Origin of the sequence: Bradyrhizobium sp. SPXBL-02 (genome assembly GCF_051853065.1) — a bacterium.
Taxonomy (GTDB): Bacteria; Pseudomonadota; Alphaproteobacteria; order Rhizobiales; family Xanthobacteraceae; genus Bradyrhizobium.
In genome coordinates, this window is sequence record NZ_CP182474.1 from 7,613,328 (window position 1) to 7,636,486 (window position 23,159).

At 64.1% G+C, this 23,159-nt stretch carries 24 protein-coding genes; 12 read left to right on the plus strand and 12 right to left on the minus strand.

All coding sequences use genetic code 11. The features are described from left to right. Positions 1–4 precede the first annotated feature (4 nt). Complete coding sequence (locus ACNJYD_RS35355; protein WP_439364722.1) at positions 5–319, plus strand: YkgJ family cysteine cluster protein; 315 nt, start codon at positions 5–7, stop codon at positions 317–319. On the opposite strand, the gene ACNJYD_RS35360 is transcribed toward ACNJYD_RS35355, so the two are convergent. Continuing rightward, positions 316–711 carry a hypothetical protein gene (locus ACNJYD_RS35360; protein ID WP_172787073.1) on the minus strand — a complete coding sequence of 132 codons (396 nt, stop codon included), beginning with the start codon at positions 709–711 and terminating at the stop codon, positions 316–318. The two genes, ACNJYD_RS35355 and ACNJYD_RS35360, sit on opposite strands and share 4 nt — an antisense overlap. A 192-nt stretch (positions 712–903) precedes the next feature. Beyond that, positions 904–1,251, minus strand: coding sequence for a DUF3307 domain-containing protein (locus tag ACNJYD_RS35365; RefSeq protein WP_172787180.1), 348 nt, complete (start codon positions 1,249–1,251; stop codon positions 904–906). Positions 1,252–1,649: 398 nt separating this feature from the next. On the opposite strand from ACNJYD_RS35365, the gene ACNJYD_RS35370 reads away from it, so the two are divergent. The 4 genes from ACNJYD_RS35370 (at position 1,650) to ACNJYD_RS35385 (ending at position 5,572) form a co-directional block, all read left to right on the plus strand. Beyond that, positions 1,650–3,095 (plus strand): TAXI family TRAP transporter solute-binding subunit, encoded by a 1,446-nt coding sequence (locus ACNJYD_RS35370; RefSeq protein ID WP_212260086.1) that lies wholly within the window; start codon positions 1,650–1,652, stop codon positions 3,093–3,095. A gap of 193 nt (positions 3,096–3,288) precedes the next feature. Then, positions 3,289–3,507 (plus strand): hypothetical protein, encoded by a 219-nt coding sequence (locus tag ACNJYD_RS35375; RefSeq protein WP_035997220.1) that lies wholly within the window; start codon positions 3,289–3,291, stop codon positions 3,505–3,507. Positions 3,508–3,668: 161 nt separating this feature from the next. Continuing rightward, the gene (locus ACNJYD_RS35380; RefSeq protein ID WP_212260085.1) at positions 3,669–4,775 is read left to right on the plus strand and encodes a cyclic nucleotide-gated ion channel; all 1,107 of its coding nucleotides are present in this window, start codon (positions 3,669–3,671) and stop codon (positions 4,773–4,775) included. A gap of 11 nt (positions 4,776–4,786) precedes the next feature. Beyond that, positions 4,787–5,572 carry an enoyl-CoA hydratase/isomerase family protein gene (locus ACNJYD_RS35385; RefSeq protein WP_212260084.1) on the plus strand — a complete coding sequence of 262 codons (786 nt, stop codon included), beginning with the start codon at positions 4,787–4,789 and terminating at the stop codon, positions 5,570–5,572. A gap of 9 nt (positions 5,573–5,581) precedes the next feature. Here ACNJYD_RS35385 and ACNJYD_RS35390 read toward each other — a convergent pair whose 3' ends face one another. Beyond that, positions 5,582–6,226: a glutathione S-transferase family protein gene (locus tag ACNJYD_RS35390; RefSeq protein ID WP_439364723.1), complete on the minus strand. Its 645-nt coding sequence runs from the start codon at positions 6,224–6,226 to the stop codon at positions 5,582–5,584. Between the two features lie 86 nt (positions 6,227–6,312). Between ACNJYD_RS35390 and ACNJYD_RS35395 the strand changes: the two genes are divergently transcribed. Beyond that, positions 6,313–7,293: a helix-turn-helix transcriptional regulator gene (locus tag ACNJYD_RS35395; protein ID WP_212260083.1), complete on the plus strand. Its 981-nt coding sequence runs from the start codon at positions 6,313–6,315 to the stop codon at positions 7,291–7,293. A gap of 137 nt (positions 7,294–7,430) precedes the next feature. Next, positions 7,431–7,679 (plus strand): hypothetical protein, encoded by a 249-nt coding sequence (locus ACNJYD_RS35400; protein ID WP_027574962.1) that lies wholly within the window; start codon positions 7,431–7,433, stop codon positions 7,677–7,679. A gap of 56 nt (positions 7,680–7,735) precedes the next feature. On the opposite strand, the gene ACNJYD_RS35405 is transcribed toward ACNJYD_RS35400, so the two are convergent. The 3 genes from ACNJYD_RS35405 to ACNJYD_RS35415 form a co-directional block, all read right to left on the minus strand. Then, positions 7,736–8,683 carry a fatty acid desaturase gene (locus ACNJYD_RS35405; protein WP_212260082.1) on the minus strand — a complete coding sequence of 316 codons (948 nt, stop codon included), beginning with the start codon at positions 8,681–8,683 and terminating at the stop codon, positions 7,736–7,738. A 15-nt stretch (positions 8,684–8,698) separates the two neighbouring features. Beyond that, positions 8,699–9,715 (minus strand): alpha/beta fold hydrolase, encoded by a 1,017-nt coding sequence (locus ACNJYD_RS35410; RefSeq protein WP_439364724.1) that lies wholly within the window; start codon positions 9,713–9,715, stop codon positions 8,699–8,701. 144 nt (positions 9,716–9,859) lie between these two features. Beyond that, on the minus strand, positions 9,860–10,663 hold the full coding sequence (locus ACNJYD_RS35415; protein WP_439364725.1) for an MBL fold metallo-hydrolase: 804 nt from the start codon (positions 10,661–10,663) through the stop codon (positions 9,860–9,862). A gap of 243 nt (positions 10,664–10,906) precedes the next feature. Between ACNJYD_RS35415 and ACNJYD_RS35420 the strand changes: the two genes are divergently transcribed. Next, positions 10,907–12,049, plus strand: a complete 1,143-nt coding sequence (locus ACNJYD_RS35420) for an MFS transporter (RefSeq protein ID WP_439364726.1) — start codon at positions 10,907–10,909, stop codon at positions 12,047–12,049. A 203-nt stretch (positions 12,050–12,252) separates the two neighbouring features. Then, on the plus strand, positions 12,253–13,203 hold the full coding sequence (locus ACNJYD_RS35425) for an AraC family transcriptional regulator (protein ID WP_172787063.1): 951 nt from the start codon (positions 12,253–12,255) through the stop codon (positions 13,201–13,203). 36 nt (positions 13,204–13,239) lie between these two features. Here the strand turns inward: ACNJYD_RS35425 and ACNJYD_RS35430 are convergent, their stop codons facing one another. From ACNJYD_RS35430 to ACNJYD_RS35440, 3 genes are all read right to left on the minus strand, one after another. After that, entirely contained in the window at positions 13,240–14,853 is a 1,614-nt protein-coding gene (locus tag ACNJYD_RS35430) for an acyl-CoA synthetase (RefSeq protein WP_439364727.1), read from the minus strand. A 140-nt stretch (positions 14,854–14,993) separates the two neighbouring features. Beyond that, positions 14,994–15,482: a DUF2059 domain-containing protein gene (locus tag ACNJYD_RS35435; protein WP_212260076.1), complete on the minus strand. Its 489-nt coding sequence runs from the start codon at positions 15,480–15,482 to the stop codon at positions 14,994–14,996. 41 nt (positions 15,483–15,523) lie between these two features. Next, entirely contained in the window at positions 15,524–16,735 is a 1,212-nt protein-coding gene (locus ACNJYD_RS35440) for an OpgC domain-containing protein (protein ID WP_439364728.1), read from the minus strand. Between the two features lie 549 nt (positions 16,736–17,284). Here ACNJYD_RS35440 and ACNJYD_RS35445 point away from each other — a divergent pair. Then, positions 17,285–17,695: a RidA family protein gene (locus ACNJYD_RS35445; RefSeq protein WP_212260074.1), complete on the plus strand. Its 411-nt coding sequence runs from the start codon at positions 17,285–17,287 to the stop codon at positions 17,693–17,695. Positions 17,696–17,804: 109 nt separating this feature from the next. Here the strand turns inward: ACNJYD_RS35445 and ACNJYD_RS35450 are convergent, their stop codons facing one another. Further along, positions 17,805–18,701: an alpha/beta fold hydrolase gene (locus ACNJYD_RS35450; RefSeq protein WP_212260073.1), complete on the minus strand. Its 897-nt coding sequence runs from the start codon at positions 18,699–18,701 to the stop codon at positions 17,805–17,807. 215 nt (positions 18,702–18,916) lie between these two features. Here ACNJYD_RS35450 and ACNJYD_RS35455 point away from each other — a divergent pair, with 215 nt between their 5' ends. Together ACNJYD_RS35455 and ACNJYD_RS35460 are read left to right on the plus strand one after the other, a co-directional pair. Further along, positions 18,917–19,612, plus strand: a complete 696-nt coding sequence (locus ACNJYD_RS35455) for a DUF899 family protein (protein WP_212260072.1) — start codon at positions 18,917–18,919, stop codon at positions 19,610–19,612. A 346-nt stretch (positions 19,613–19,958) separates the two neighbouring features. Further along, the gene (locus tag ACNJYD_RS35460) at positions 19,959–20,870 is read left to right on the plus strand and encodes an NmrA family NAD(P)-binding protein (protein WP_212260070.1); all 912 of its coding nucleotides are present in this window, start codon (positions 19,959–19,961) and stop codon (positions 20,868–20,870) included. A 356-nt stretch (positions 20,871–21,226) separates the two neighbouring features. Here ACNJYD_RS35460 and ACNJYD_RS35465 read toward each other — a convergent pair whose 3' ends face one another. After that, a complete protein-coding gene (locus tag ACNJYD_RS35465; RefSeq protein WP_172787055.1) occupies positions 21,227–22,003 on the minus strand; it encodes a cyclase family protein in 777 nt (258 codons plus the stop codon). A 71-nt stretch (positions 22,004–22,074) separates the two neighbouring features. Next, complete coding sequence (locus tag ACNJYD_RS35470; RefSeq protein ID WP_212260113.1) at positions 22,075–23,064, minus strand: fumarylacetoacetate hydrolase family protein; 990 nt, start codon at positions 23,062–23,064, stop codon at positions 22,075–22,077. Between the last annotated feature and the right edge of the window lie 95 nt (positions 23,065–23,159).

The following is a 23,159-nucleotide window of genomic DNA, read 5'->3' on the forward strand; positions in this document are numbered from 1 at the left end:
GACGATGAACGAGACCGAGCTGTCGAGCTGTTGCCAGGGCTGCGGTGCCTGCTGCGGCTATTCGCAGAACTGGCCGCGCTTCTCGATCGAGAGCGACGAGGAGCTTGCGCTGATCCCGGCGGCGCTCGTCAACGACCGGCAATCGGGCATGCGCTGCGAGGGCGATCGCTGCGCGGCGTTGCAAGGCGAGATCGGAAAGACGACGGCCTGCGGTATCTATGACGTGCGGCCGGAGGTGTGCCGCACCTGCATGCCGGGCGACGCCGAATGCGCGATGGCGCGGCGGAAGTTCGGCCTGCCCGTTATCGAGATCTCTTAGGCCGGAACCGCTTCGATCTCGTCGTCGAGCTCGTCATCGAGCGGTGCAAGCACCGAGAGCGGCTTGGTCGACAGCGTGATCGGCTTGCGCCCTCCCGACAGCGACGTTGAAGCTTTCGCCGTGCGTTCGCGCGACAGCGCGAAGAGCGTCGAGCCGACGCGGCCGCCATTCTCGATCAGGTCGCGCTCGCTGCAGCTCGCTGCGATCGCGACCGCCAGCGAGTGCAAATGGCTGCGGTGGTAGCAGAACAGCGCCAGCCTGGCGCGCACGTCAGGGGAAACACTCTCAACCAGCCTCGGCAGGCCACTCTCGCTGGCGCGATACATCTCGCCAAGGAGCTCGTCGCGGACCGGGCAGAAATCGCTTTCAAAGGCATCGCGGCTTGAAAACATTGCAGTTCTCCCTCGTGTGGGGAAGATGCAGCGCAATTCTCTAACGAAAGGTTAACCACGCTGCCCGGTAGTCACCCGGGGTGCTTGCGCCCTTGCCGTGAATCAGAGTGGCGCAGTGAAGCGCAAACGCCACCACAGCGTCATGGCCGGGGCTTGTCCCGGCATCCACGTCTGGCCACTGGGCCGCAGGCCTCAGTTCGCCGCCATGAAGATGGAGAGGCCGAAGCCGGTCAGGTGATGCAGCGCCTGGTCGACGCCGATCAGGGTCCAGAACCAGGGATGGGCGAGGTCGACGCCGAAATTGGCGGAGACGAATCCCTTGGCGCGGTCGATCGTGATGTGGATCGCGAAGTCGATGAAGGCGACGAACCAGAATCTCGGCGCCACGATCACGATCAGCGGCAGCGCGACGGCAAGGTGGACCAGGCAGTGCACCAGGAGCGGCAGGGCCCAGCCATGCTTCTGGTCCTTGCCGTGCGCCATCCAGGCGGTTTGAAGAACGAAATCGGCGATGACGTGCTTGAAGGTGAGCAGCGACATCCAGCCAATGAGCGCTTCAACCGGAATCGCCGATGACATGGGTGGAAACGACAAGCTGACGCCTCATTGACGTGACGAGAAGAATTGGAGCGTTCAGCGCAACTTCTTCTTGGACCGGTCAAATCGCCGGGACGCGTGATTTATGACATCTCCCGCGGCGGAATGCAGCCGGGTGGAACTGGAAAATCGCCAAGTGTGGCTAACTGGTGATAGGATGACCAATCGCCGCGGACATCTCGAGTAAGGTTACCTCCGGCTCGAAATTTGCATTCCGCTCCCTTCGCGCTATCATCGGCGATCGGGAATATCGTTCTTTTTTCAGGCGTTTACGAATTACCGGGCCGGCTGCGCTTCCAAGCCAGGCGCCGTCAGCCAAACGATAAGGCCAGAGTGCTGCCATGAGTACTGAAGGCCCCACTGCATCGCCGACCGTGCCACCGCCCCGGCGTCCCAAGGTGATCAAGACCAACCAGCAGCAGGTTTTCCTCTACGTCGTGCTGACCCTGCTGCTGTCGCTTGCCACCGTCTGGGCCGGCCGCACGCTGGTGCACAATTCGGAGACGCTGACCTTCGCCGTCGGCGGTCCCAACAGCGACGAGGCGCTGTTCGCAGCCAAGCTCGCCGCCCTCCTGAAGAACAACGCATCGCGCTTCCGGATCAACATCGTCAGCAACGCCGACAATGCCAAGGCGCTCGCGCAGTTCGACCGCAGGCAGGCCGACCTCGCCGTGCTGCGCACGGACGCAAAGGTGCCGCTGCGGGCGCGTACACTCGCGATCCTCGAGCACGATCTCGTGCTCCTGCTCGGTCCCGGTAACAAGAAGATCAAGTCGCTCGCCGAATTGAAGAAGAAGAAGGTCGCCGTCGTCGCCGAGAACGAATCCTCGCTCGCCTTCGTGCGCAGCATCCTCGACGTCCCCGATGGTCCCGAGGCTGCGAAAATCCAGACGGCGCCGCAGGGCGCGACGCTCGACAAGCTGTTTGCCCCGGCAAACGGCTTCAGCGCAGTGATCGCCATCGTCCACGCCTCGAAGGCGATCCGGGACAAATCCTACGAGCAAGCCGCCAAGCGCGGCGGCTTCACGCTGAACGCCATCGACGAAGCCAAGACGCTGGCGCGCAAATTCCCCGGCATTTCCGACGAGACCGTGACAGCAGGCTCGGTGTCGACGTCCCCGCAGATTCCCGACGACGATCTCGACACGATCGGGCTCGAATGGCTGCTGGTCGCGCAATCCAGGATGTCCCCGACCACGGCCGGCGAGCTCGCGCGCATCGTCTACGAGAACAAGTCGGCGCTCGGGCTCGACAACGGCTTTGCCACCAGGATCGAGCCGGCCTCGGTCGAGAAGGACGCCTTCGTGATCGCGCATCGGGGCGCCGCCGACTACATCAACGACGATACCAAGTCGTTCATGGATAAATACAGCGACCTGATGTATCTGGGCGCCGCAGCGCTCAGCATCATCGGCTCGATCTTCGCCGCGATCTACGCCAAGATCACCCGTATCGCGCCGGAGAAGGCCAGCGAGCTCTCGACCGCCATCCTCGACATCGGCGAGCGGATCGAGCACGCCCACTCGCTGGATCAGCTCGAATGTCTCCAGGATGAGCTCGAGACCATCTTGCGCGGTGCCGTCATCGGCCTCAGGGACGGCACGATCAGTACCGACGGGCTCGACACCTTCAAGCTCGGCTACGAGTTCGTCCGCGACGAGATCGGCATGCGCCGCGACTATCTGAAACGTCATGCCGGCGAGGCTGACAAGACGGGGCGCGATGCCGGGCCGGCTCCGCTGGACGACAGCAACGTCGTGGTGGTGAAGACCGCCCAGAGCGCCTGATACCGCCGGATTGGACGACCCGCCTTTCTCGTGTCCCGGACAAGCTGCAATGCCGAAGGCAGTGCAGCGCTGAGCCGGGACCCAGGAACTTCCACGATTTGCTTTGCCACATGGTCCCCGACTCTGCGGCACGCCGTCTGGAACCCTGCCCATTCGCAACCGTTGGTTTCCGGTTGCAACCGGAGAACGCGGCATGCGTGCACTCCTCATCATCCTCCTTCTGGCAATGCTGGCGGCGGCCGGCTACTTCGCCTATTCCGCAATGGCGGTCGAAGGTGAGCCGATCCCGACGGAAGGCTATGTAGCACTGGCGCTGGGCGCGGGGTTTTCCGTCATTGTCGGCGTCGGGCTGATGGTGCTGCTGTTCTTCAGCAGTCGCCGCGGCTACGACGAACCGCCACATTTCAGGTAGCACCCCGCCGGCGATGGCGGCACCGACGGCGGGCCCGGCGCAGCGACGCCGGCAAAACGACCTGCACCGTCGTTGACGGCCTCCGCCCGGGCAGGCACTTTGGCGCCGACGTCCCATCCGGGGCCTCGAGACCTGCCCCGAGACCGAATAGCCTTCTTCGCATGTCCAAGCCGCTGATCTCCGCTCTGGCCCAGTTCGCGGCCGCCACGGCCGGCCGCAACATGACCAAGGCGGCCTATGTCGCGGTGACCGTCGGCGTGCTCGGCATGGTGCTGCTGACGGACAACCGGGCCAAAGAGGCGTGGGGCTGGGTCGGCGCCCTGCTCTGGACCTGCCTCGCCTATTTCGTGTTCGAATGGCTGGTGCGGCTGCGCCATATGGCGCGGCAAGGGCGGCTTTCGCTCTACGTCTCCTCCTCCGCCGGCATCGTCGATGCGATCGGGGCGCTGGCCGTACCGGCCGCGCTTCTCCTCGGCGTCGAGCCGAAGACGGCCTGGTTGCTCAGCGTGCTCTGGGTGCTGAAGGTGGTGCCGGGCATTCCCGGTCTGCGGCAGCTGCGCCGCGTTCTGGTGCTGGAATCGGGGCCGTTGGTCAGCGTGCTCGTGATCTTCCTGATGGTGGTCTTCCTCGCCTCCGTCGCTGAATATTTCCTGGAGCGGGACGTGCAGCCGCAGACATTCGGCAGCGTCCCGAGCGCATTGTGGTGGGCGGTGGTGACCCTGACCACGACCGGCTATGGCGACGTCGTGCCGGTCACCCCGCTTGGCCGCTTGGTGGCAGCGCTGGTGATGATCTCGGGCCTCGGCGTGTTCGGCCTCTGGACCGGTATCCTGGCGACCGGCTTTGCCGCGGAGACACGGCGCGACAATTTCCTCAAGACCTGGGAATCCGTCAGCAAGGTGCCGTTCTTCGCAACCCTGGGACCGGCGGCGATCGCCGACGTCACCCACATGCTGCGCACCATCGAGCTGCCGGCGCGCACCACGATCATCCGCAAGGGTGCGCAGGGGGACTGCATGTATTTCATCGCCGCCGGCGAGGTCGAGGTCGATCTGCCCGGCAAGAAGGTGCAGCTCGGCGAAGGCGCCTTCTTCGGCGAGATGGCGCTGCTCGGCAACAACAAGCGCGGGGCCAACGTCTCGACCACGAAGGTGTCGCAGCTGCTGGTGCTCGACCTCGTCGATTTCCGCGTGCTGATGGCACGGCATCCGGATCTCGCCGAAACCATCGATGCGGAAGCAAAGCGGCGCGCGCGCGAAAACAAGTAATGGAGACAAGAATGTCGGACACAGCCGACGCAGCCACCGGCCCGCTGCTCGAAGTCACCGGCGCCCGCGCCACTATCCGCCTCAACCGGCCGAAGCATCTCAACCGGCTGCAGGCGGAGGATCTCGACGAGCTCGTCAGATTGTTCGACCGGATCGAGGCCGACCCCGCAATTCGCGTGCTGGTGCTGACCGGAACCGGGCGCGCCTTCTCCGCCGGCTACGATCTCAATTCGGTGGCGGAACGCGCGGTCAGCGCGAGCGAGCAGCAAAGCGCGGGCTCCGCCTTCGAGGCGGTGGTCAACCGGCTCGAGGATCTCGGCGTACCGACGATCTGCCGGCTCAATGGCGGGGTCTATGGCGGCTCGACCGACCTCGCACTCGCTTGCGATTTCCGCATCGGCGTCGATACCGCGGAAATGTTCATGCCGGCGGCGCGGCTCGGGCTGCATTATTACCCGAGCGGGATCAAACGCTACGTCACCCGCCTCGGCGTCGACAATGCGAAGAAGCTGTTCCTGACCGCGCAGAAGATCAGCGCCCCGGAGATGCTGCGCATCGGCTATCTCACCGCGATGGTGCCGATCGAATTCCTGGACGAGGAGGTCGACAAGCTCGCTGCGATCCTCGCCGGCAACGCGCCGCAGGCGATGCGCGGCATGAAGCGCGCGATCAACGAGTTCGCCCGCGGCGAGCTCGACGAAGCCGCCGCCGACCGGCGCCACCGCGACAGCATGCGCGGCGACGAGATCAAGGAAGGCATCAAAGCATTCGCCGAGAAGCGGGCACCGCGGTTTTGAAGCGCCCTCTCATCCGCCCGCCACAGCGGCATGCTGCGCCGCCATCTCGGCGTCGGCGGCATTGATGCGCTGGAACGCCGGCCGGGCCGTCATGCGCTCGGCATAACGGACGAAGACGTCCTTCTTCGGCACGATGCCGAACATCATGGTCCAGCTGAAGGCGACGCCCCACAATACGTCCGCCGCCGTCATGCGCTCGCCGAGCAGATAGGGTCCGTTCGCCAGCTGGGCCTCGAGCGCACCCAGCATCGTATCGTAATCGGCATAAGGCGATTGCGTGATCGGCGCTGGCTCACGCTGCATGAACTTGTCGATCAAGGCCGGCTCGAACGACGACCCGTAATAGGCGATCCAGCGCAGATAAGGCCCGCGCAGCGGATCGTTCAGAGCGGGCGTCAACCCCGCCTGCGGGAACAGATCGGCGAGATAGATGGTGATCGCAACCTGCTCGGTCACCAGCGCCTCGCCGTGGCGAACCGCAGGCACCTTGCCGAGCGGGTTGATGGCGAGATAGGCGGGCTTGCGCTGCTCGCCGGCCTTCATGTTGAGGACATCGAGATCGTAGGGCGCACCCAGCTCCTCCAGCAGCACCCGCGTGCCGGTGGCACGCGTCTGGGGCGAATAGAATAGGGTGATACGGTTCGGATCGGTCATGGCAGTCTCCATCTGGCCGGCGGGCGTTGGCGCAGCTTGTAGCGAACCATACCTGACATCCTGTGTCAGGTATGGTTTAAGGGATCATGCGCGCGAGCCGGATGCTGTCGATCCTCACCACCCTCCAGGCCAGGGGACTGGTCACCGCGCCCGAACTCGCGGAGGCCTGCGAAGTGTCGGTGCGCACGATCTATCGCGACATCGACGCGCTCGCGGCGTCCGGCGTTCCCGTTTACGCCGACCGTGGCGCGGAAGGCGGCTATCGCCTGCTCGACGGCTATCGCGTGCGGCTGAACGGGCTGTCGCAGAGCGAGGCCGGCGCACTGTTCCTGGCGGGGTTGCCAGGCCCGGCCGCGGCGCTCGGGCTCGATGCCGCGATGATCGCCGCCCAAAACAAGCTGATGGCGGCCCTGCCTGCGAATCTGCGGGAGGATGCCGGGCGGATGCAGGAGCGTTTCCACCTGGACGCGCCCGGCTGGTTCGGCGAAGCGGAAGACCCGAAGCACCTGCGCACCATCGCCGGCGCGGTGCTGCGCGGGACGCTGATCAGGATTCGGTACCAGAGCTGGCGTGCGGAGAAGCAGCGCCGTGTCGCACCGCTCGGCCTCGTGCTGAAGGGCGGCAGCTGGTATCTCGCAGGACAAGTCGACGGCAGCGTGCGCACCTATCGCGTCGCACGCGTGCTCGACTGCGCGGCGCTCGATGACCGCTTCGACCGCCCCGCCGATTTCGATCTCGCTGCTTACTGGCACGCTGCGACACTTCGTCTCGAAGCCGAGATGCATCCCAATGTCGCGATCGTCCGGCTGTCGCCGTTCGGCGTCAAGCTGCTCGACGCGCTGAGCCAGCCCTACGTCAAGGCGCGCACGCAGCTCGAGGAGACGACCGACGCAGACGGCTGGCGCATTGCGCGCGTGCCGGTCGGCAAGACGTCGTGGCACGCAGCGGCCGAACTGCTGCGGCTTGGCCCGGAGGCCGAAGTGCTGGAACCCGCCGATCTCCGCGACAAGATGGCCGAGATGACGCAAGCGATGGCCGCGCGCTATCCCGCGGCGCGCAAAGCCTGATCGCGGCACATTTTGCTGCAGCCGACGAAACATTCCTGAAACACGATTCTTCCCGCCCGCCATGAACGCGATCGCGTCTCGTCTCGACCGAAAGCCAGGGACGCAACACTGGCCCTAGCGCCGAATGGAGAATGAAGATGTTTCGTAAGCTTGCACTTGGTCTGATCGCCGCCGGTTCGCTCGGCGTTGCCGCTCTCGCGCCCACCGCCGCTTCGGCCGGTGGCTTCCATCATCACCACTGGGGTCATCACTGGGGTCCCGGCTGGGGCTTCGGCGGCGTCTATGTCAACACCGGCGTCAGCAATTGCTACCAGGAGCGCCTGGTCCAGACCCGTCACGGCCTGCGCGTGCGCGTCGTGAATGTCTGCGCCTACGGGATCTACTGATATCTCGCCTTCACGACAAAGCTCCGGTCGCATCGCGGCCGGAGTTTTGCGTTGAGCTAGCCCGCCTGCCGCTGCCGGCGAAACCAGGCCCAGGTCTCGCGCGTCGTTCTGATGTAGCCGCGGCCGCGATGGACAATCTCGCCATCGACGATCGCGTTGAGCTTCGGCAGCGCGTGAAAGGGGATCGAGGGATAAGCGTGGTGCTCGACATGATAGGGCATGTTCCACGCGAACCATTTGACGATGGCACCGGTATAGGTGGTGCGGGTGTTCTGAAAGGCGCTGCGGGTGCGGTCGCAGCCGGTATGCTCGGCATAGAGATAGGGCCGCAGGAAGCACTGCCCGATGATCAGCGGCACGATCCAGACCCAGAGCAGCAGCGCTGAAGAGAACCACAGCGAGAGCGCGAGCAGCAGGGCGTACAGCGCGACATAGGCGCGCGCCTCGGCCACGATGGTGCTGCGCTTGCTCTCGGGTATCCATGGCACGACGACCTTGCCGGTGATCGCATGGCCCAGCATCAGCCGCAGACGGCCGGCGACCTGGAGCAGGCCGCTATAGGCGAGCGCAAGCCGGGTGTCGGACGTCGGCTTCACGCCAACGATCAGCTCGGGATCCCTTTCCGGATCCTGCGTGTAGCGATGATGGTCCCAGTGAAACAGGCAGTAATATTCGTAAGGCAGCCCGATGATGAATGCCGAGAGATAACCGACGCCGAGATTGAGGCCGCGGCTCCTGAATGCGGTCTTGTGCGCGGTCTCGTGCACCGCCATGAACAGGAAGGCGACGACATAGCCCTGCACCACCATCAGCGGCAGCGCCCAGAGCACGCCCCAGCTCGACGAAACGAAAAAGATCAGTGCGCCCATCAGCATAATCACGCCGTAATGGCCGAGGCTCTGCACCGAACCTCTGACGTTGGAGCGAACCGACAATTCGCGCAGCGTGGCCGGCGTCAACGGCTTCAGGCGATGGCCGGCGTCCGAATTGGTTGCGTCGCTCATGATCGGTTGCGTGCCCTATTTGCGGAGAAGCTCGGCGATCTCGGCCTTGATGAAGGCCTGGTCGCGCGGATTGTTGATGGGGTTGCCGGCGCGATGGCCATGCAGCGATGGGATCGGATGCAGCACCGCCGATCTCGCGTTGACGAGCTTGCCGAGCTCGTCCTCGTTATCGCGGAGGTCGAAATAGCGGTCGGTCGCGCCCGGCAACAGCAGCATGTGGGCCTTGATCGCCGCCAGCGCCCGGTCGAGATCGCCAGCGAAGGCCGCACAGCGGCTGATGTCGCCACGCTGCCAGATGCCGATTTGCGCGAGAAGGTCGTTGGCATCGCGCCGCGCGAAGGTCGCATCCCAGGCGCGGGTGAGATAATCCTCGAGTGAGGTGAAGCCAGCTTCGCGCCAGACTTCGTCGCGATAGAAGCCGTGCGACATCGCCCAGCCGGCATAGACGCGCCCCATGGCACGATAGCCGGCGACAGGTCTTTCCACGAAACGGCCGTCGCGGAAGGCGGGATCGGTCGAGAGCGCGGCCTTCACGCTTTCGAGGAAGACGTGGTTGTAGGGGGCACAGCGGGCGCTGCCGCAGACGACCGCGGCGCGCGCGACCATGTCCGGATGCAGCGCCGACCAGTGATAGGCCTGCATGCCACCCATCGACCAGCCATAGACCAGCGCAAGCTTCGAGATGCCGAAGTGTTCGGTGAGCAGCCGGTGCTGGACCGCGATGGCATCGTGATAGCTCACCTCGGGGAAGGGCGCGGGCGTGTTCGAGGGCGAGGATGACAGGCCATTGCCGAACAGGTTCGGGATGATGATGAAATAACGCGTGGGATCGAGCACGCCGTCGGGACCGATCAGCCATTCAATGTCGGTGTGCTGCGCGCTGAACGAGGTCGGATAGAGAATGACGTTGTCCCTGTCGGCGCTCAGCGTGCCGTAGGTCTTGTAGGCGAGCTTCAGCGCGGGAAACACGGTCCCGGACTGGAGCGTGACGTCGCCGGCCTTGAAAATCTCGTAATCGCGTTGCGCCGTCATGCACCCAGCTCCCGCTTACGGCGGCCTTCTCTGCGTCGCGATGCATCGATCATGCCGGCTTTCGCGGACGCGCCGCTCGCCTTATAATGTACCTTTAGTACAGTTATTCGAGAGCGGCAAGATAAATCCGATCCTCAGCCCGGCTCAGGCGATGGCCGCGAGATAGCGTGCGACGGACGCAGCAAACGCGGCCTTGGCACCGCTGGCGATGTTACGGCCCCACCAGGCGCCGTAGATCCGGTCGAAGGCGAGCGGATCGACGGCTGACGCAATGCGCCGCACCGCGGCGGCGTTGAGCGGCATGTAGTTCGGATAGGAATACATGAAGCTGACGAAACGCCGGTCCATCGTCACCTGCGCGATATCCCCCGTGAGCAACGCGCCCTTCCCGTCCGCACCATGCGCATAGTGCAGCACCGTGGCGCCGGCAAAGTGGCCGCCGGTACGCAGCAGCACCACGTCGTCGGAGAGGCGATGGCTTTCGCCGGTCCAGTGCACGATCGCCGGATGAGGCCGCGTGACGAAGGCGCGATCGTCGGCGTGCAGATAGACCGGCACGCCGCCGAATGTGTCGCTCCAGTCGGCGGCCGCGCCATAGTAATGCGGATGCGAGATCGCGATTGCCTTGAGGCCGCCGAGTGCTGCGACGTGCTGGTTGACCCCATCGGTCGCGAGCGGAAGGCAATCCCACATCACGCAGCCGTTGCTGTCGGGCACCAGCAGCGCGCGCTGACCAATGGCAAAGCTGGGCTCCATCCCGATCCCGGTCAGGCCGAGATCGTCGCGCACCACCAGTCGGTGCTCGCGCGCGAGCTCCTCGCGCGTGAGGAAGGCCTGACCGCTCCAGCCGACGAACTGGCGCTCGTCCTCGCAGATCGGACAGGCCGCAGGGGGATTTCTGCTATCCGGGAATTGAGCGCCGCAGGTTGCGCAGGTCCAGAGGGCCATTGCGGTGATCCATCTTGAGTCCATCGTTGCAAGACATGACGTCGCAGTCGTCGGATCGCAAGAGCAACCGGAACCAATGCGATGAGAGCAGGTTAAGTTCTGGTCCGCCTCGGGCACCCGCAGCGCCCGTCGACCCCGCCTCATGCGAGATCCGATTCGATCGGCAGCATCAAGTTCAGCGTCTCGATGACATCGCGCCCTTCAACGTCTCGCATCTGGCCACTGTTCGCGCTCAACTTCTTCATGGCCGACATGCAGTCGGGCATCGGGCCGTTCGTCGGGGTGTTCCTCCAGGAGCGCGGCTGGGCCAGCGGGCTGATCGGCACCGCCATGACTATCGGCAATGTCGCGGGCATGCTGATCACCACGCCGATTGGCGGCTTCATCGATTCCAGCCGCAACAAGCGGCTCTGGGTCGTCATTCCCGGCATCTGCGTGGTCGCGGCATCCGCGATCATCCTGATCTCGCAAAACTTCTGGGCGGTGACGTTCTCGCAAGTCGCGCAATCGCTGGCGAGCGCCGCAATCGTGCCAGCGGTCACGGGCATCACGCTCGGCATCGCCAAGCAGAAGGGCTTCAATGCGCTCAACGGCCGCAACCAAGCCTTCAACCATGCCGGCAACATGGTTGGCGCCGCATTGTCGGGCTATCTCGGCTACAAGTTCGGCTATGTCGCCGTGTTCGCGCTGGCGGCCGTGTTCGGTGCCATCGCCATCGCCTGCGTCATGATGATTCCAGCCGAGGCGATCGACGACCGTGCCGCGCGCGGCAGCAAGGAAGACGATTCCAAGGCGCCGCCGGATGCGATGGCGATGCTGCTGAAGCACAAGGCGCTGCTCGTGCTGGCTCTCGCCCTCGCGCTATTCCATCTCGGCAATGCCGCGATCGTGCCGCTGTACGGACTTGCCGCGGTCGCCGAGGGACAAGCCAACGGGCCGAGCTTCGTCGCAACCACCGTGGTGATCGCACAAGGCGTGATGACCGTGACGTCGCTGATCGCGATGAAGGCCGCGAGCAAGCGCAATTACTGGCCGGTGATCCTGGTGTCTTTCATGTTCTTGCCGGTCCGCGGCGTGCTCGCCTTCTTCGTCACGGGGTGGTGGGGCGTGGTGCCGATGCAGGTGCTCGACGGCATCGGCACCGGACTGCAGACCGTCGCCGTCCCCGGCATGGTCGCGCGCTCGCTCAACGGCACCGGCCGCATCAATCTCGGCCAGGGCGCCGTGATCACCGTGCAGGGCGTCGGCGCGAGCCTCAGTCCCGCTCTCGGCGGCTGGATCGCGCAATGGATCGGCTATGGGCCGACCTTCCTGCTGCTCGGCAGCTTCGGCCTCGCGTCGATCGCGCTATGGCTGACTTTCGGCGCGGCGGTGAAGAAGTATTGAGCCACAGCGCCGCACGGCGGGCGCGGCGCAAACTGCCCGCCTTCGATCTGCCCAATAAGCAGGCTGCGGCACCTGGTCGCTGGCTCGGCGCGTAGTTGCGAGTGGTTTTTTGCGCAATCCGGTGCTTTTTGAGTTGCCGCATCCCCGGCGCGCCGACGAAAGTGCGAACCGCAATGAATCGGCAATAGGCGTTCCGGCGATCGATGACCCAGCCGCAGCTCTCATTCGATGGCGACCCGAACGGTGCAGCCTATGAACAATGGCGCGAGCAGTTCTGTCGGCAGGTGGCGAACGTCGATTTCGTGCCGGTGGGCGAAGGACGGGTTCACCGGACCATTGCGCCGGCCATTCTTCCCCGCCTCAGACTCTCGGCCTCGTTCGGCACGCCGATGTCTTTCGTGTCATTGGGGACGAACGATGAGTTGATCGTTACGATGTCGCCCAATTCGGCCTTGAGCGGGGCGATGGGCAAGCGCCCGCTGGAGATCGCCGCGGGCGACGTCACGATTGGCGATCCCTCGATCAAGGGCGCCCGCATCACGCAGATAACGCATGGCAATTTCCAGACCGCGCTGCTGCCGCGCAAGGCGCTGCTGCGCGCGTGCCCGAACGCCGAGGACCTGATTGCACGCGCGATTCCTGGCGCCAACCCGATCACGTCGATGTTCCTGCGGTATTACGACCTCGCACACGCGCATGCCGACAAGCTCGCCCCCGCGGAGCTCGATGCGGTCTCGCAGCACCTGTTCGACCTCGCCGTGCTGATGATCGGAGCGCGCGGCGATGTCGCCGAGGAGGCGCGACTGCGCGGCCTTGCGGCGGCGCGTTTCGAAGCCATCAAGGCCGACATCCTGGCTCAGCTGGACAGCGCCGCGCTGTCGCTGTCCGACATTGCGGCCACGCACCGCATCAGCGCGCGCACGATCCAGCTGCTGTTCGAGAAGGCCGGCATCACCTATAGCGGCTTCGTGCTCGAGCAACGTCTGCTGCGCGCCGAGCGGCTGCTTCGGAACCCGGGCCTGCGCTCGCGCAAGATCATCGAGATCGCGCACCTCGCTGGATTTCACGACGTCTCCTACTTCCATCGCGCGTTTCGCCGCCGTTTCGGGGCGACGCCCGACGATGTCAGGAAGCTGGCCAGCGAGGCCGAATAGGCCGCTTCCGCCGCGACGGCGCCGGAACGATGCCTGCTAGGTCCCGAAGCTCTTCTGCACCGCCTTGTCGAGCGTCTCGCCGCCGACGAAGCGCTGGCGCAGCTCGCGCTTGAGCAGCTTGCCGCTCGGATTCTTCGGCAAGCTATCCACGAAGATCACACGCTTGGGGACCTTGAAATGAGCCATCTGGCCAGCGCAATGCTTGATGACGGTGTCTTCGTCGAGTTTTTCCCCGGTCTTGACCACGACAATCGCGGTGACCGCCTCGATCCAGCGCGGATCGGGCAGGCCGACCACGGCAACTTCGGAGACTGCCGGAATCTTGTAGACCATCTCCTCGACCTCGCGGCTCGCGACATTCTCGCCGCCGGTCTTGATCATGTCCTTGACGCGGTCGACCACGGTGATGTGGCCTTCCTCGTCGACGGTGGCGAGATCGCCGGAGTGAAACCAGCCGCCGGCGAATGCCGCCGCGGTTTTGACCGGATCGTTGTAATAGCCGGAGAGCAGATGCGGCGAGCGATGCACGATCTCGCCGACTTCGCCGACCTTGACGTCATCCATCGCCGTGTTGACGACCCGCGTCTCGACATTGATCACGGGCTTGCCGGCCGACCCGGCCTTGCGGAGCTGATCCTCCGGCCGCAGCACGGTCGCGAGCGGCGCGATCTCGGTCTGGCCGTAGAAATTCCAGAATTTCACGGCGGGCAGGCGGCGCTGAAGCTCGAGCAGGACTTCCACCGGCATGATCGAGGCGCCGTAATAGCCCTTCTGCAAGGTCGACAGATCAGTCTTGTCGAAGTTCGGCGAGCGCAGCATCGCGATCCAGATCGTCGGCGGCGCGAAGAACGAGGTGATCCTGTGCGCCTGGATCAGCGCCAGGATGTTGTCCGCGGTCGGCTTGCCCGTGATCACCCCGGAGGCGCCGAGATAAACCTGCGGGCCCAGGAACACATCCAGCTGGGCGCAATGATAGAGCGGCAAAGCGTGCAGGAACTTGTCGTCCGCACTCATGCCGCCGTCGATGATGCAGCTGACATATTGCCACATCACGGCGTCATGGGTCAGCATCGCGCCCTTGGGCAGCGATTCCGTGCCTGAGGTGTAGACGATCTGCGCGAGATCGCGGCTGTCGACCGACGCGTCCAGGAACGAGCCGTCGGCATGCAAGAGATCGTCGAAGGTGGTGAGGCCCGCGGGCGCGGTTGCGGGATCCTCGCCCGGCAGCCAGATCATCTTCTCAACCGCACAATCCTTCGCGCTCGCCGCGCGTGCCGGCTCGACGAAGTCGGGACCGGTCGCGAGCAGCTTTGCGCCGGAGCTCTTCAGGATGAAATTGATCTCGTCCGGATTGAGCATGAAGTTGATCGGCACCAGCACGGCGCCGATCCGTGCCACGGCGAAGCGCAGCGCCGCGAAGGCGTGCGAGTTGCGCGAGAGCACCGCGAGGCGGTCGCCCTTCTTCACGCCGAGCCCGAGCAGGCCGCGGCCGAGCCGGTTGCAGATCGCGTCCATCTCGGCAAAGCTCCAGCTCACGTCGCCGCAGCTCAGCGCGAGCTTGTTCGGCTCGCGGCTCGCGGAGCGGCGCAGGAGATCGCCGATGGAATGCTCGCGCGCTTTCGAGATGGTGGCTGCGGTGTCGACGGTCATTTCTTCCCCGTGGAATTTTCGCTCGGCACAAATGCCGCGAGCTTTCGTGTTCCGCGGAGCGTAGTCGGCGCTGTCAGCGCCGTCAAACTGAGGCCGCAGCTGAATGGATCTGCGCGACGGATGCCGCACATCAGTAGGGCTCAGGGCTTGCGCCCCTTCTGCCGGAGCGTCTCGATCAGACGCAGCTTCAGGTCGTCGGCGACCTTCTGGCTGACGTCCTGGCCGACCTGCGCGCTCGCCTGCGCCAGCGCATCCGACTTCGCCAGGAACTTCTGCCCCACGGGCTGGGCATAGAACGCCTCGATCTGGCGCAACTCGTCGACGCTGAAACTCGCAGCATAGAGCGCGGCGATCTGGTCGGTGATCGCCGCAAGGGCCGGAGCGTAGATCTCGGAGCCGGCGGCCGTCATCGCGTCATAGTCGCGCTCGATCTCCGGCCGGTCCTGCGCGACCACCGGGCGGAGCTTGAGCAGCAGCTGCGGCAATAGCGCGCGATAGGGGTCCGCGATCTTCAAGGTGACCACGAGCTTGCGCGCCGCGTCCATCGCCTCCGGCGAGGGCGTCTGTGCCGATGCAGCGCAGGTGAGGAGCAGCAGGACGCCGGCGATGGTCAACACACGTCTCGACATGAATCTCTCCTTCGCCACGTGGAAGCCGGATGCGCGATGTTTCAACGAGCCGCAGGCACTGCCGCGGCCGTCGCCGCCGGCGTGCTTTGCAATGCCGTCTCCTCGACCTCCGTCACCTTCACGAACAGGTTCGGCACCCGCTTGGCCCGGTCGAGCAGCCAGGCCGCGCCAATCATGATGACGATGCCGGCGATAGAGACGGCAAGCTGCTCCCAGATGCCCTTGTTGTACTGAGTGAGGATCCAGTGCGCCGAGAACGACAAGAACACGCCTAGGCAGAAGATCGGCAGCGAATGCTGGCCGCAGAGGATCACGGGGCGCAGCCAGCCGCGGTACAGCGGCCGCCATTTGCGCGAAATGAAATGGGTCACCCAGATCGCCAGCGCCAGGAAATGGGTGAAGCGCAGCATGTCGAGGTCGGTCTTGTCGATCGGGTAGATCGCCTTGATCATCCATTTCGGGATCAGGGCTTCCAGCGCGTGGACGTGCCAGGTCATCACGATCAGCAGCGCAAAGACCAGCCAGGCCGCGGCCAGCGCCATCGCCGGCTTCGACCACACCCATCGGGCGATCTGGTCGATCTGGCCGATGCCGCACCAGGCCGCGAACACGAACATCAGCTGCCAGCAGAACGGATTGAAGTACCAGTGGCTGCCGGGCGGATAGGACGCCACGTTCCAGTCGAACCAGCGCGACAGCACGTAGAGCACCACGGAGCCGGCGAGCGTCAGGTTCGGCCGCCGCACCAGGCCCCACACGATGAAGGGCGCGGCGAACACCAGCGTGATGTAGAGCGGCAGCACGTCGAGATTGACCGGCTTGTATTTCAACAGGATCGCCTGCCCGATCAGCTCGTCCGGATGCGCCAGGAAATTGAACACGTTGAACTCGTGCTCGTACATCGGATTGTCGAAGCGGCGCGCGGTGCGGGCGATCTGCGCGGTGAACAGCAGGAACAGCATGATGTGGGCGACGTACATCTCCGCCGCGCGGCGCCACAGCCGCTTGAGCGCGGCGAGGAACCAGCCGCCGGCGACGATCGGCCCGTAGATCCAGCCGACGAGATAGCCGGAGATGAAGACGAAGAACTCGGCGGCATCGCTGAAGCCGAAATTGCGCAGCGTCAGCCAGGCCACGACATCGTGCGGGATGTGGTCGAGGAAGATCATCCACAAGCCGATGCCGCGGAAGAGATCGAGCCGCAAATCGCGCTCGACCGGCGCCAACAATGCCGACTGGTCCCGTGTGATCATGGCCCCGCCTCGTTCGCTGGGCGTCGCGCCAAGAGCGGCGCCGAACAATCGGATGCTAAAAAACGTGAATCAAAAGGTCGACTGCCGCATTGGCTAGCCCGGCAACGGTAGCCGACCCCGGGAGCCACGCAAGGGACTTTGTGGGGCAGCCAGCCGCGCTCTTGCGCTGCAACAGGCGAGCCCGACCTCAAAACTGCGAAAACAACCCCATGCACAGTAGACGATGGTTGCAAGATCAATGGGTTAGGTGGGGAGCGGGATTGGGTGCGGGTCGGACAGGAATTCAGGAGCGAAAAAGCCAAGGGATCGTGGTTTGACTCGCCCTGTCCTGTTTGCCCAAGCGAGCCGAGGAGAATTGGCCGCGATCGTTGCCGCCCATTCCGAATGACGTCTTCCGCGATTTGCTTCGTCGGGCAAAACAGGAGCATAGTGGCATCATCGCAGGAGGTCGGACAGGCCGGGTCTGGCTGCTGCGTTTCACCGCTTGCTGGCTTTCTGCACTACTGATGGAGGCGCCGCCGACTGGCGCTCTGGCCAAGGGAAGCGTTCATGAGCCGATCGGTGCATGCTCCTGTCGGAATTTTCGATAGCCTGCGCTACGGGTTTGCGCAGGTTGCGACGGTCCCCACGCCGTTTGGCGACGTCGTGTATGTGTCCGGTCAGGTTGCCTGGGACGCAGAACAGAACATCGTTGGCGCTGGCGACATCGGCCGTCAACTCAGCAAGAGCTTGGAAAACCTTGGCGTTGCGCTGGCATCGGTCGGTGCGAAACTCGATCAGGTGGGTGCGTTGCGGCTCTACATCAAGCAGAGTCACCTCCACGAAGGCAAAGCCATCAGCTGCGCCCTCAAAGCGGCGTTCGGCGATCATCCGCCGTGTACAACCTGGATTGGCGTGCCAAGCCTTGCCAGAGCTGAGTTCCTCATCGAGGTGGAGCCTTCTGCGGTTTTCCTGGCGTGAAACAGCTGATTCAGCTCTGGCGTGATGCTCGACCGTAAGCGAACCGACCGTGGCAGGAGCATTGCGTTTGGCCATAAGGAATGACGGTGGCGGCATGTCGGCCACGCTGCTAGCGCCTACCGCAGAACCGGCTCAACTCGCCCGCGGTCTGCTGCGGAAGCTCCTCCGGGAAGAAATGTCCTCCATCGAGCGGCTTTCCTTGCACGTCGCCGGCCCAGTTTCGCCATAACCCCAAGGGGCCACCCGCGCCCGCATACCATGAATTCAACGGTCCGCGGCCGCTCCAGAGGACGAGAACAGGGCAATCGATCCGACGGCCGGAATTGCGATCGGCTAGGTCGTGTTCGTGATCAATTGTCGCCGCCGCGCGATATTCCTCGCAGATCGCATGAACATGCGCCTCATCGCGCAACGCCTCGACGTAGGCCGCCCGTACGGCTGAACTGAAACTGTCTGCGCTCGACCCCCAACCATGGAGCGCATTGTCGACGACGGCATCGGGTGCTGCGGACAAGAGCCGCTCGGGGAGCGGCTCAGGCTGCGCGAGCAATGACCAAGGCCAATAGCCGACTGCCAGTTTCTTGTCCGCGCGTTCCCAGGCATCGGCGATCGGAACGACGTCGAGGACGGCGAGCCGTTCCACGCGTTCGCCATGGTCGAGCGCAAGCCGATAAGCGACGCGGCCGCCGCGATCATGGCCCGCTACCGAGAAACGGGTGAAGCCAAGCTTTGTCATGACGGACACCATGTCCTTTGCCATCGCCCGTTTCGAATATGGCGCGTGGTCCGGGCTGGAGGGCGGACAAGCGCTGCGACCATATCCGCGAAGATCGGCACAAACGACGGTGAAGTCTTGCGCGAGCAACGGCGCAACGTCTCGCCACATCAGATGCGTCTGGGGAAATCCGTGCAGTAGGAGAATGGCCGGTCCAGAACCGCCCCGGCGTATGAAAATCCGCGCGTCCTCGGCCTGAACATCGGCGGCTTCAAAATCCTCAAACTTCATGGGACGAGCCCTTTCCGAACGACGGCGAACCAAGAAGCAATCCTATCCCGCCATCTGACATCGACGCCGCGGATGCAGGTTGGGTTCCGCCGCGATATCGTGTCGTTCGAACGATGTTGCGATCGCGAAAACATTCCGAATAGGTGAGTGGAGGTGTCGGAACGAGGCGTCGCCGAACGTCTTCAGAGATATCGGCCCTAACCAGAGGTTAAGCCATGGATAGTTCCATCCTGAGGCCTGCTTCCGAACTCGCTCGCACGAACAAGGCCCATTTTCCCAACGAAAGCGCCGACTACCGCCGCGCCCGGCAAAGCCTGCTGGCCGAGGAGATCGAGCTGCGTCGCCAAATCGAGCGTGTGGCTAAACTGCGCCGGGCGCTGCCGCCCGGCGGCGAGGTGACGAAAAACTACGTGTTCGAGGGCGAGAACGGCAAAGCGAATTTCTCCGACTTGTTCGACGGCAAGCAGACGCTCGCGATCTACAGCTACATGTTCGGGCCGCAGCGGCAGACGCCATGCCCGATGTGCACCTCATTCATGAGCACGTGGGAGCACAAATTGCCCGACGTCGAGCAGCGTATTGCCTTCGTCTTCATCGCGCGGTCGCCGATCGCGCGTTTGATCGAGGCAAAGAAGGCGCGTGGCTGGTCACGACACAAGATCTTCTCCGACATCTCCGGCGATTACACCCGCGATTACGTCAGCGCCGAAGACGCCGACGTGCCCGGTTACAGCGTGTTCACGCAGCGCGACGGCACAATCCGGCATTTCTGGTCCGGCGAGATGGGGGCCACGATGGCCGACCCACAACAGGACCCACGCGGCGCGCCCGACATCGATCCGCTCTGGACCATCCTCGACACCACGCCAGAGGGGCGCGGCACCGACTGGTATCCAAAGCTCGCGTACTGAGCGCCTTCTGCTGTCATTGGCCGCGCGCGCCGCGCAATCCGATCTACAAAGGTCGTTTGGCGGACGATGATCTCTATAAGGTCACAAAACCCGAAACAAGAATGGCCCCAGCTCATGCGAGCCATTTCGTCTCGTGTCCGGATAAATTCAAACTTGGTTGCGGGGATGCGCAACCACCGAGGGGCCGCACCACTGCCGCGAACGGTCGCCGAATCATTGAGAGGAGGTGTCGGAACGAGGTGCCTCCGGCAATTGTGATTTACGCCCTTCCTATGATCCGCTTGCTCGATTACGGAACCATGGGCGACTGGAATACTTACCCGGTTCAGCCTGATGGAGAGCAGAAATGTTCATCGTGATCGGAGCAAACGGCCGTGTCGGCTCGGCAGTGGCGTCGACGTTGCTGAATGCAGGTCGGCCAGTCACGGCCGTGCTTCATAGCAGCAACAACGAAGCCGATTGGCGCAAACGCGGCGCCCAGACCGTGGTCGTCGATGTGCGCAACGCCGACGCCCTGCGTGCGGTGTTCAGAACGGGCACCCGCGCTTTCCTGCTAAACCCGAACGCCGATGTCTCGGCCGACACCGATCGTGAGGAACATGCTACTGTTCGGAGCATCGTCGCGGCCGTCGACGGATCCGGTCTCGAGAAAGTCGTCGCGGCATCCACCTATGGCGCCCAGCCGGGCGAGCGCTGCGGCGATCTCAATATCCTCTACGATTTCGAGCAGGCGCTTGCCGCGCGATCGATACCGGCGACCATACAGCGAGGCGCCTACTACATGAGCAACTGGGACGAAATGCTCAGTGCCGCGACGGGAGGCGTGTTGCCGACAATGATTCCGGGAGACATGAAGATCCCGATGGTCGCGCCCGCCGATCTCGGCAAAGCGGCCGCGCGCCGTCTACTGGAGCCACCTTGCGATCATGATGTACATTATGTCGAAGGGCCCGAGCGATATTCGCCGCAGGACGTAGCGGACGTCTTCGCGGCGGCGCTCGGCAGCCCGGTGAAGGTCGAGGTCCTACCGCGCGATCAATGGATTGCGGCTTATCGAAAGCTGGGCTTCTCTGCCGCAGCGGCCGAATCTTATGCGCGAATGACCGCAGTCAGCGTCGATAGCGGCTTTGCCATGTCAGAGCCCTTCGAACGCGGGAGGACCACTCTCGAAGACTATATTGGCACGCTTGTCGCCAAGTCGCGCGGCTCGCACGCTCTGCCAGCGGGGCACGGCGCGCCTCGAGAGAGTTGGCATTGAGGAAGGCGCAACCACCGCGGTGACAACCGCCTATTCAGGCAAACCCGCCTTGCTCAACCCCCTCGCGCAAGCGCTCCGAGCCTCCGGCTGATGCGAGCTGGATCGTGCTCAGGAAGCGGGCGATCGTCAATTCGGGACAAGGCACATTGGCGCAGCCGCGGCCGTTCTGGCTTCATCTTCCAGTCCTACCTGTGACGCCGCGACCGCGTGCCAGACGCGCGAATGTTGCATCGCGGGCAAATGGTCCATCGCTGTCCGGCTTGGTTCCAACGCCTCTCGATATCGCCGGGCAGGACATAGCCGTTGCTGATGACGGCCATTTGAAGCGTTGCGGACGCGTACAGGCGCCCGAGAACTTACCCCTCCAAAATCGCGACCGCTCTTGTCCATCCTGCCGAGGCTCGTTCGATCTTCACGGGGAAGCATGACACCTTGAAGCCGGTTGGCGGCAGCGATTCGAGATTGTGCAGCTTCTCGAGATGGCAATAGCCGATATGACGGCCGGCCTTGTGCCCTTCCCAGATCAGGCTGGCGTCTTTCGTCTCGGCGTATTTCTTCGCGGTGTGAACGAACGGCGCGTCCCAGCTCCAGCCGTCGGTGCCGGTCAGGCGCACGCCGCGCTCGAGCAGGTACATGGTGGCTTCATAGCCCATGCCGCAGCCCGACGTGACGTAGTCCTGCCGGCCATATTTGGCGCCGGCGCTGGTGTTGACCACGACGATCTCGAGCGGCTTCAGCTCATGGCCGATGCGCTTGAGCTCGGCCTCGACATCCTTGGCCGTTGCGACGTAGCCGTCCGGCAAGTGCCGGAAGTCGAGCTTCACCCCGGGCTGGAAGCACCATTCCAGCGGCACCTCGTCGATGGTCCAGGACCGCTCGCCGCGATTCATGGTCGGGTGAAAATGCCAGGGCGCATCGAGATGCGTGCCGTTGTGGGTGGAGAGGCTGACCTGCTCCACCGCCCAGCCCTGGCCATCAGGCAGATCCTCGGCCTTCAATCCGTCGAAGAACTGCAGCATGCGCGGCAGGCCCTGCTGGTGATTGATATACTGGATCGTCGGATGATTGCCGGGCGGATCGGCCGGCACGTCGTTCTGCAGGGGGACGGAGATGTCGATCAGCTTGCTCGTCATGGCGCTTCCTCGTTGATTGTTCTCGTTGGCGGCCGTCAGGCGTGCTTCAGACGCGCCTTCAGACGTCTTCTTCAGGTTTCTTGCCGCTCGACGCGGTTCTTCAAAATGCCGATCTTCTCGACCTCGAGCTCGATCGTATCGCCATGCTCGAGAAACCAGCCGAGCTCGAGGCCGCAGCCATTGCCGACCGTGCCGGAGCCGATGAATTCACCGGGCATCAGCGTCTCGTCCTGGGTGACGTGGGCAATGATCTCCTCGAAGGAAAACAGCATGCCCTCGGAGACGCCTTTGGAGCGGGTCTCGCCGTTGACGCGCGCTTCCATCTTCAAACGATAGGGATCGCCGATCTCGTCCGGCGTCACGATCCAGGGACCCATCACGTTGCCGCCGTCAAAACTCTTGCCCTTGGCCGGGCCGAGCCGCCCCTCCATCTCGATGCGCTGGGCGTCGCGCGCGGAGAAATCGTTGAAGATGGTGTAGCCGAAGATGTGATCCCCAGCCTTCGCAGGCGTGATGTTCGCTCCCTTGTTCCTGGTGATGATCCCGAACTCGAGCTCGTAGTCCATGACCTTGCTGTAGCGCGGCCATTTCACCGTGGTGTTGGTGCCGCGGACGCTGAAGCGGTTGGTGATGTAGTAGATCGGCTGCTTGCGATAGACCTCGGGCAGCTCGCCGAGCGGCTCGGCGTCGATGCGCGCCAACTCCGCCATGTCGCCCCTGGCGCGTGCGGCGAGCTTCCGCTGCCCGCGCGGCGCTTGCAGGATGTGCAGAGGAAACGACATGCCGTCGCGCATCTGCCGGGGCTCCGGCACCGGCGCGAGGATGTCGACGGCGCTGACTGCCGCCGACAGCGTCGCGTCCTGGCCGTGCTTGTCCAGCAGGGCCCGGGCAGAATCGAGCGCGCGAGGACCTGCGTCGATCAGTGCCAGCATCGAGGCGAAGGCCGGATCGGCCCCGCCGTCCCGTGCGGCCGCGGCGGCGAGGTCGAACACCTGGCTGTCATTGGCGTGGACGGCGCCGATCTTCTCCTGACCGGATGATCTGAACGTTGCGAGCTTCACCTTGGGCACCCCTTGCTATCGTTCATAATATATGATCAGATAAAATATCGATAAACAAGCCTGAAAAATACAAACTGGGGAGAGCGCGGTGAGGC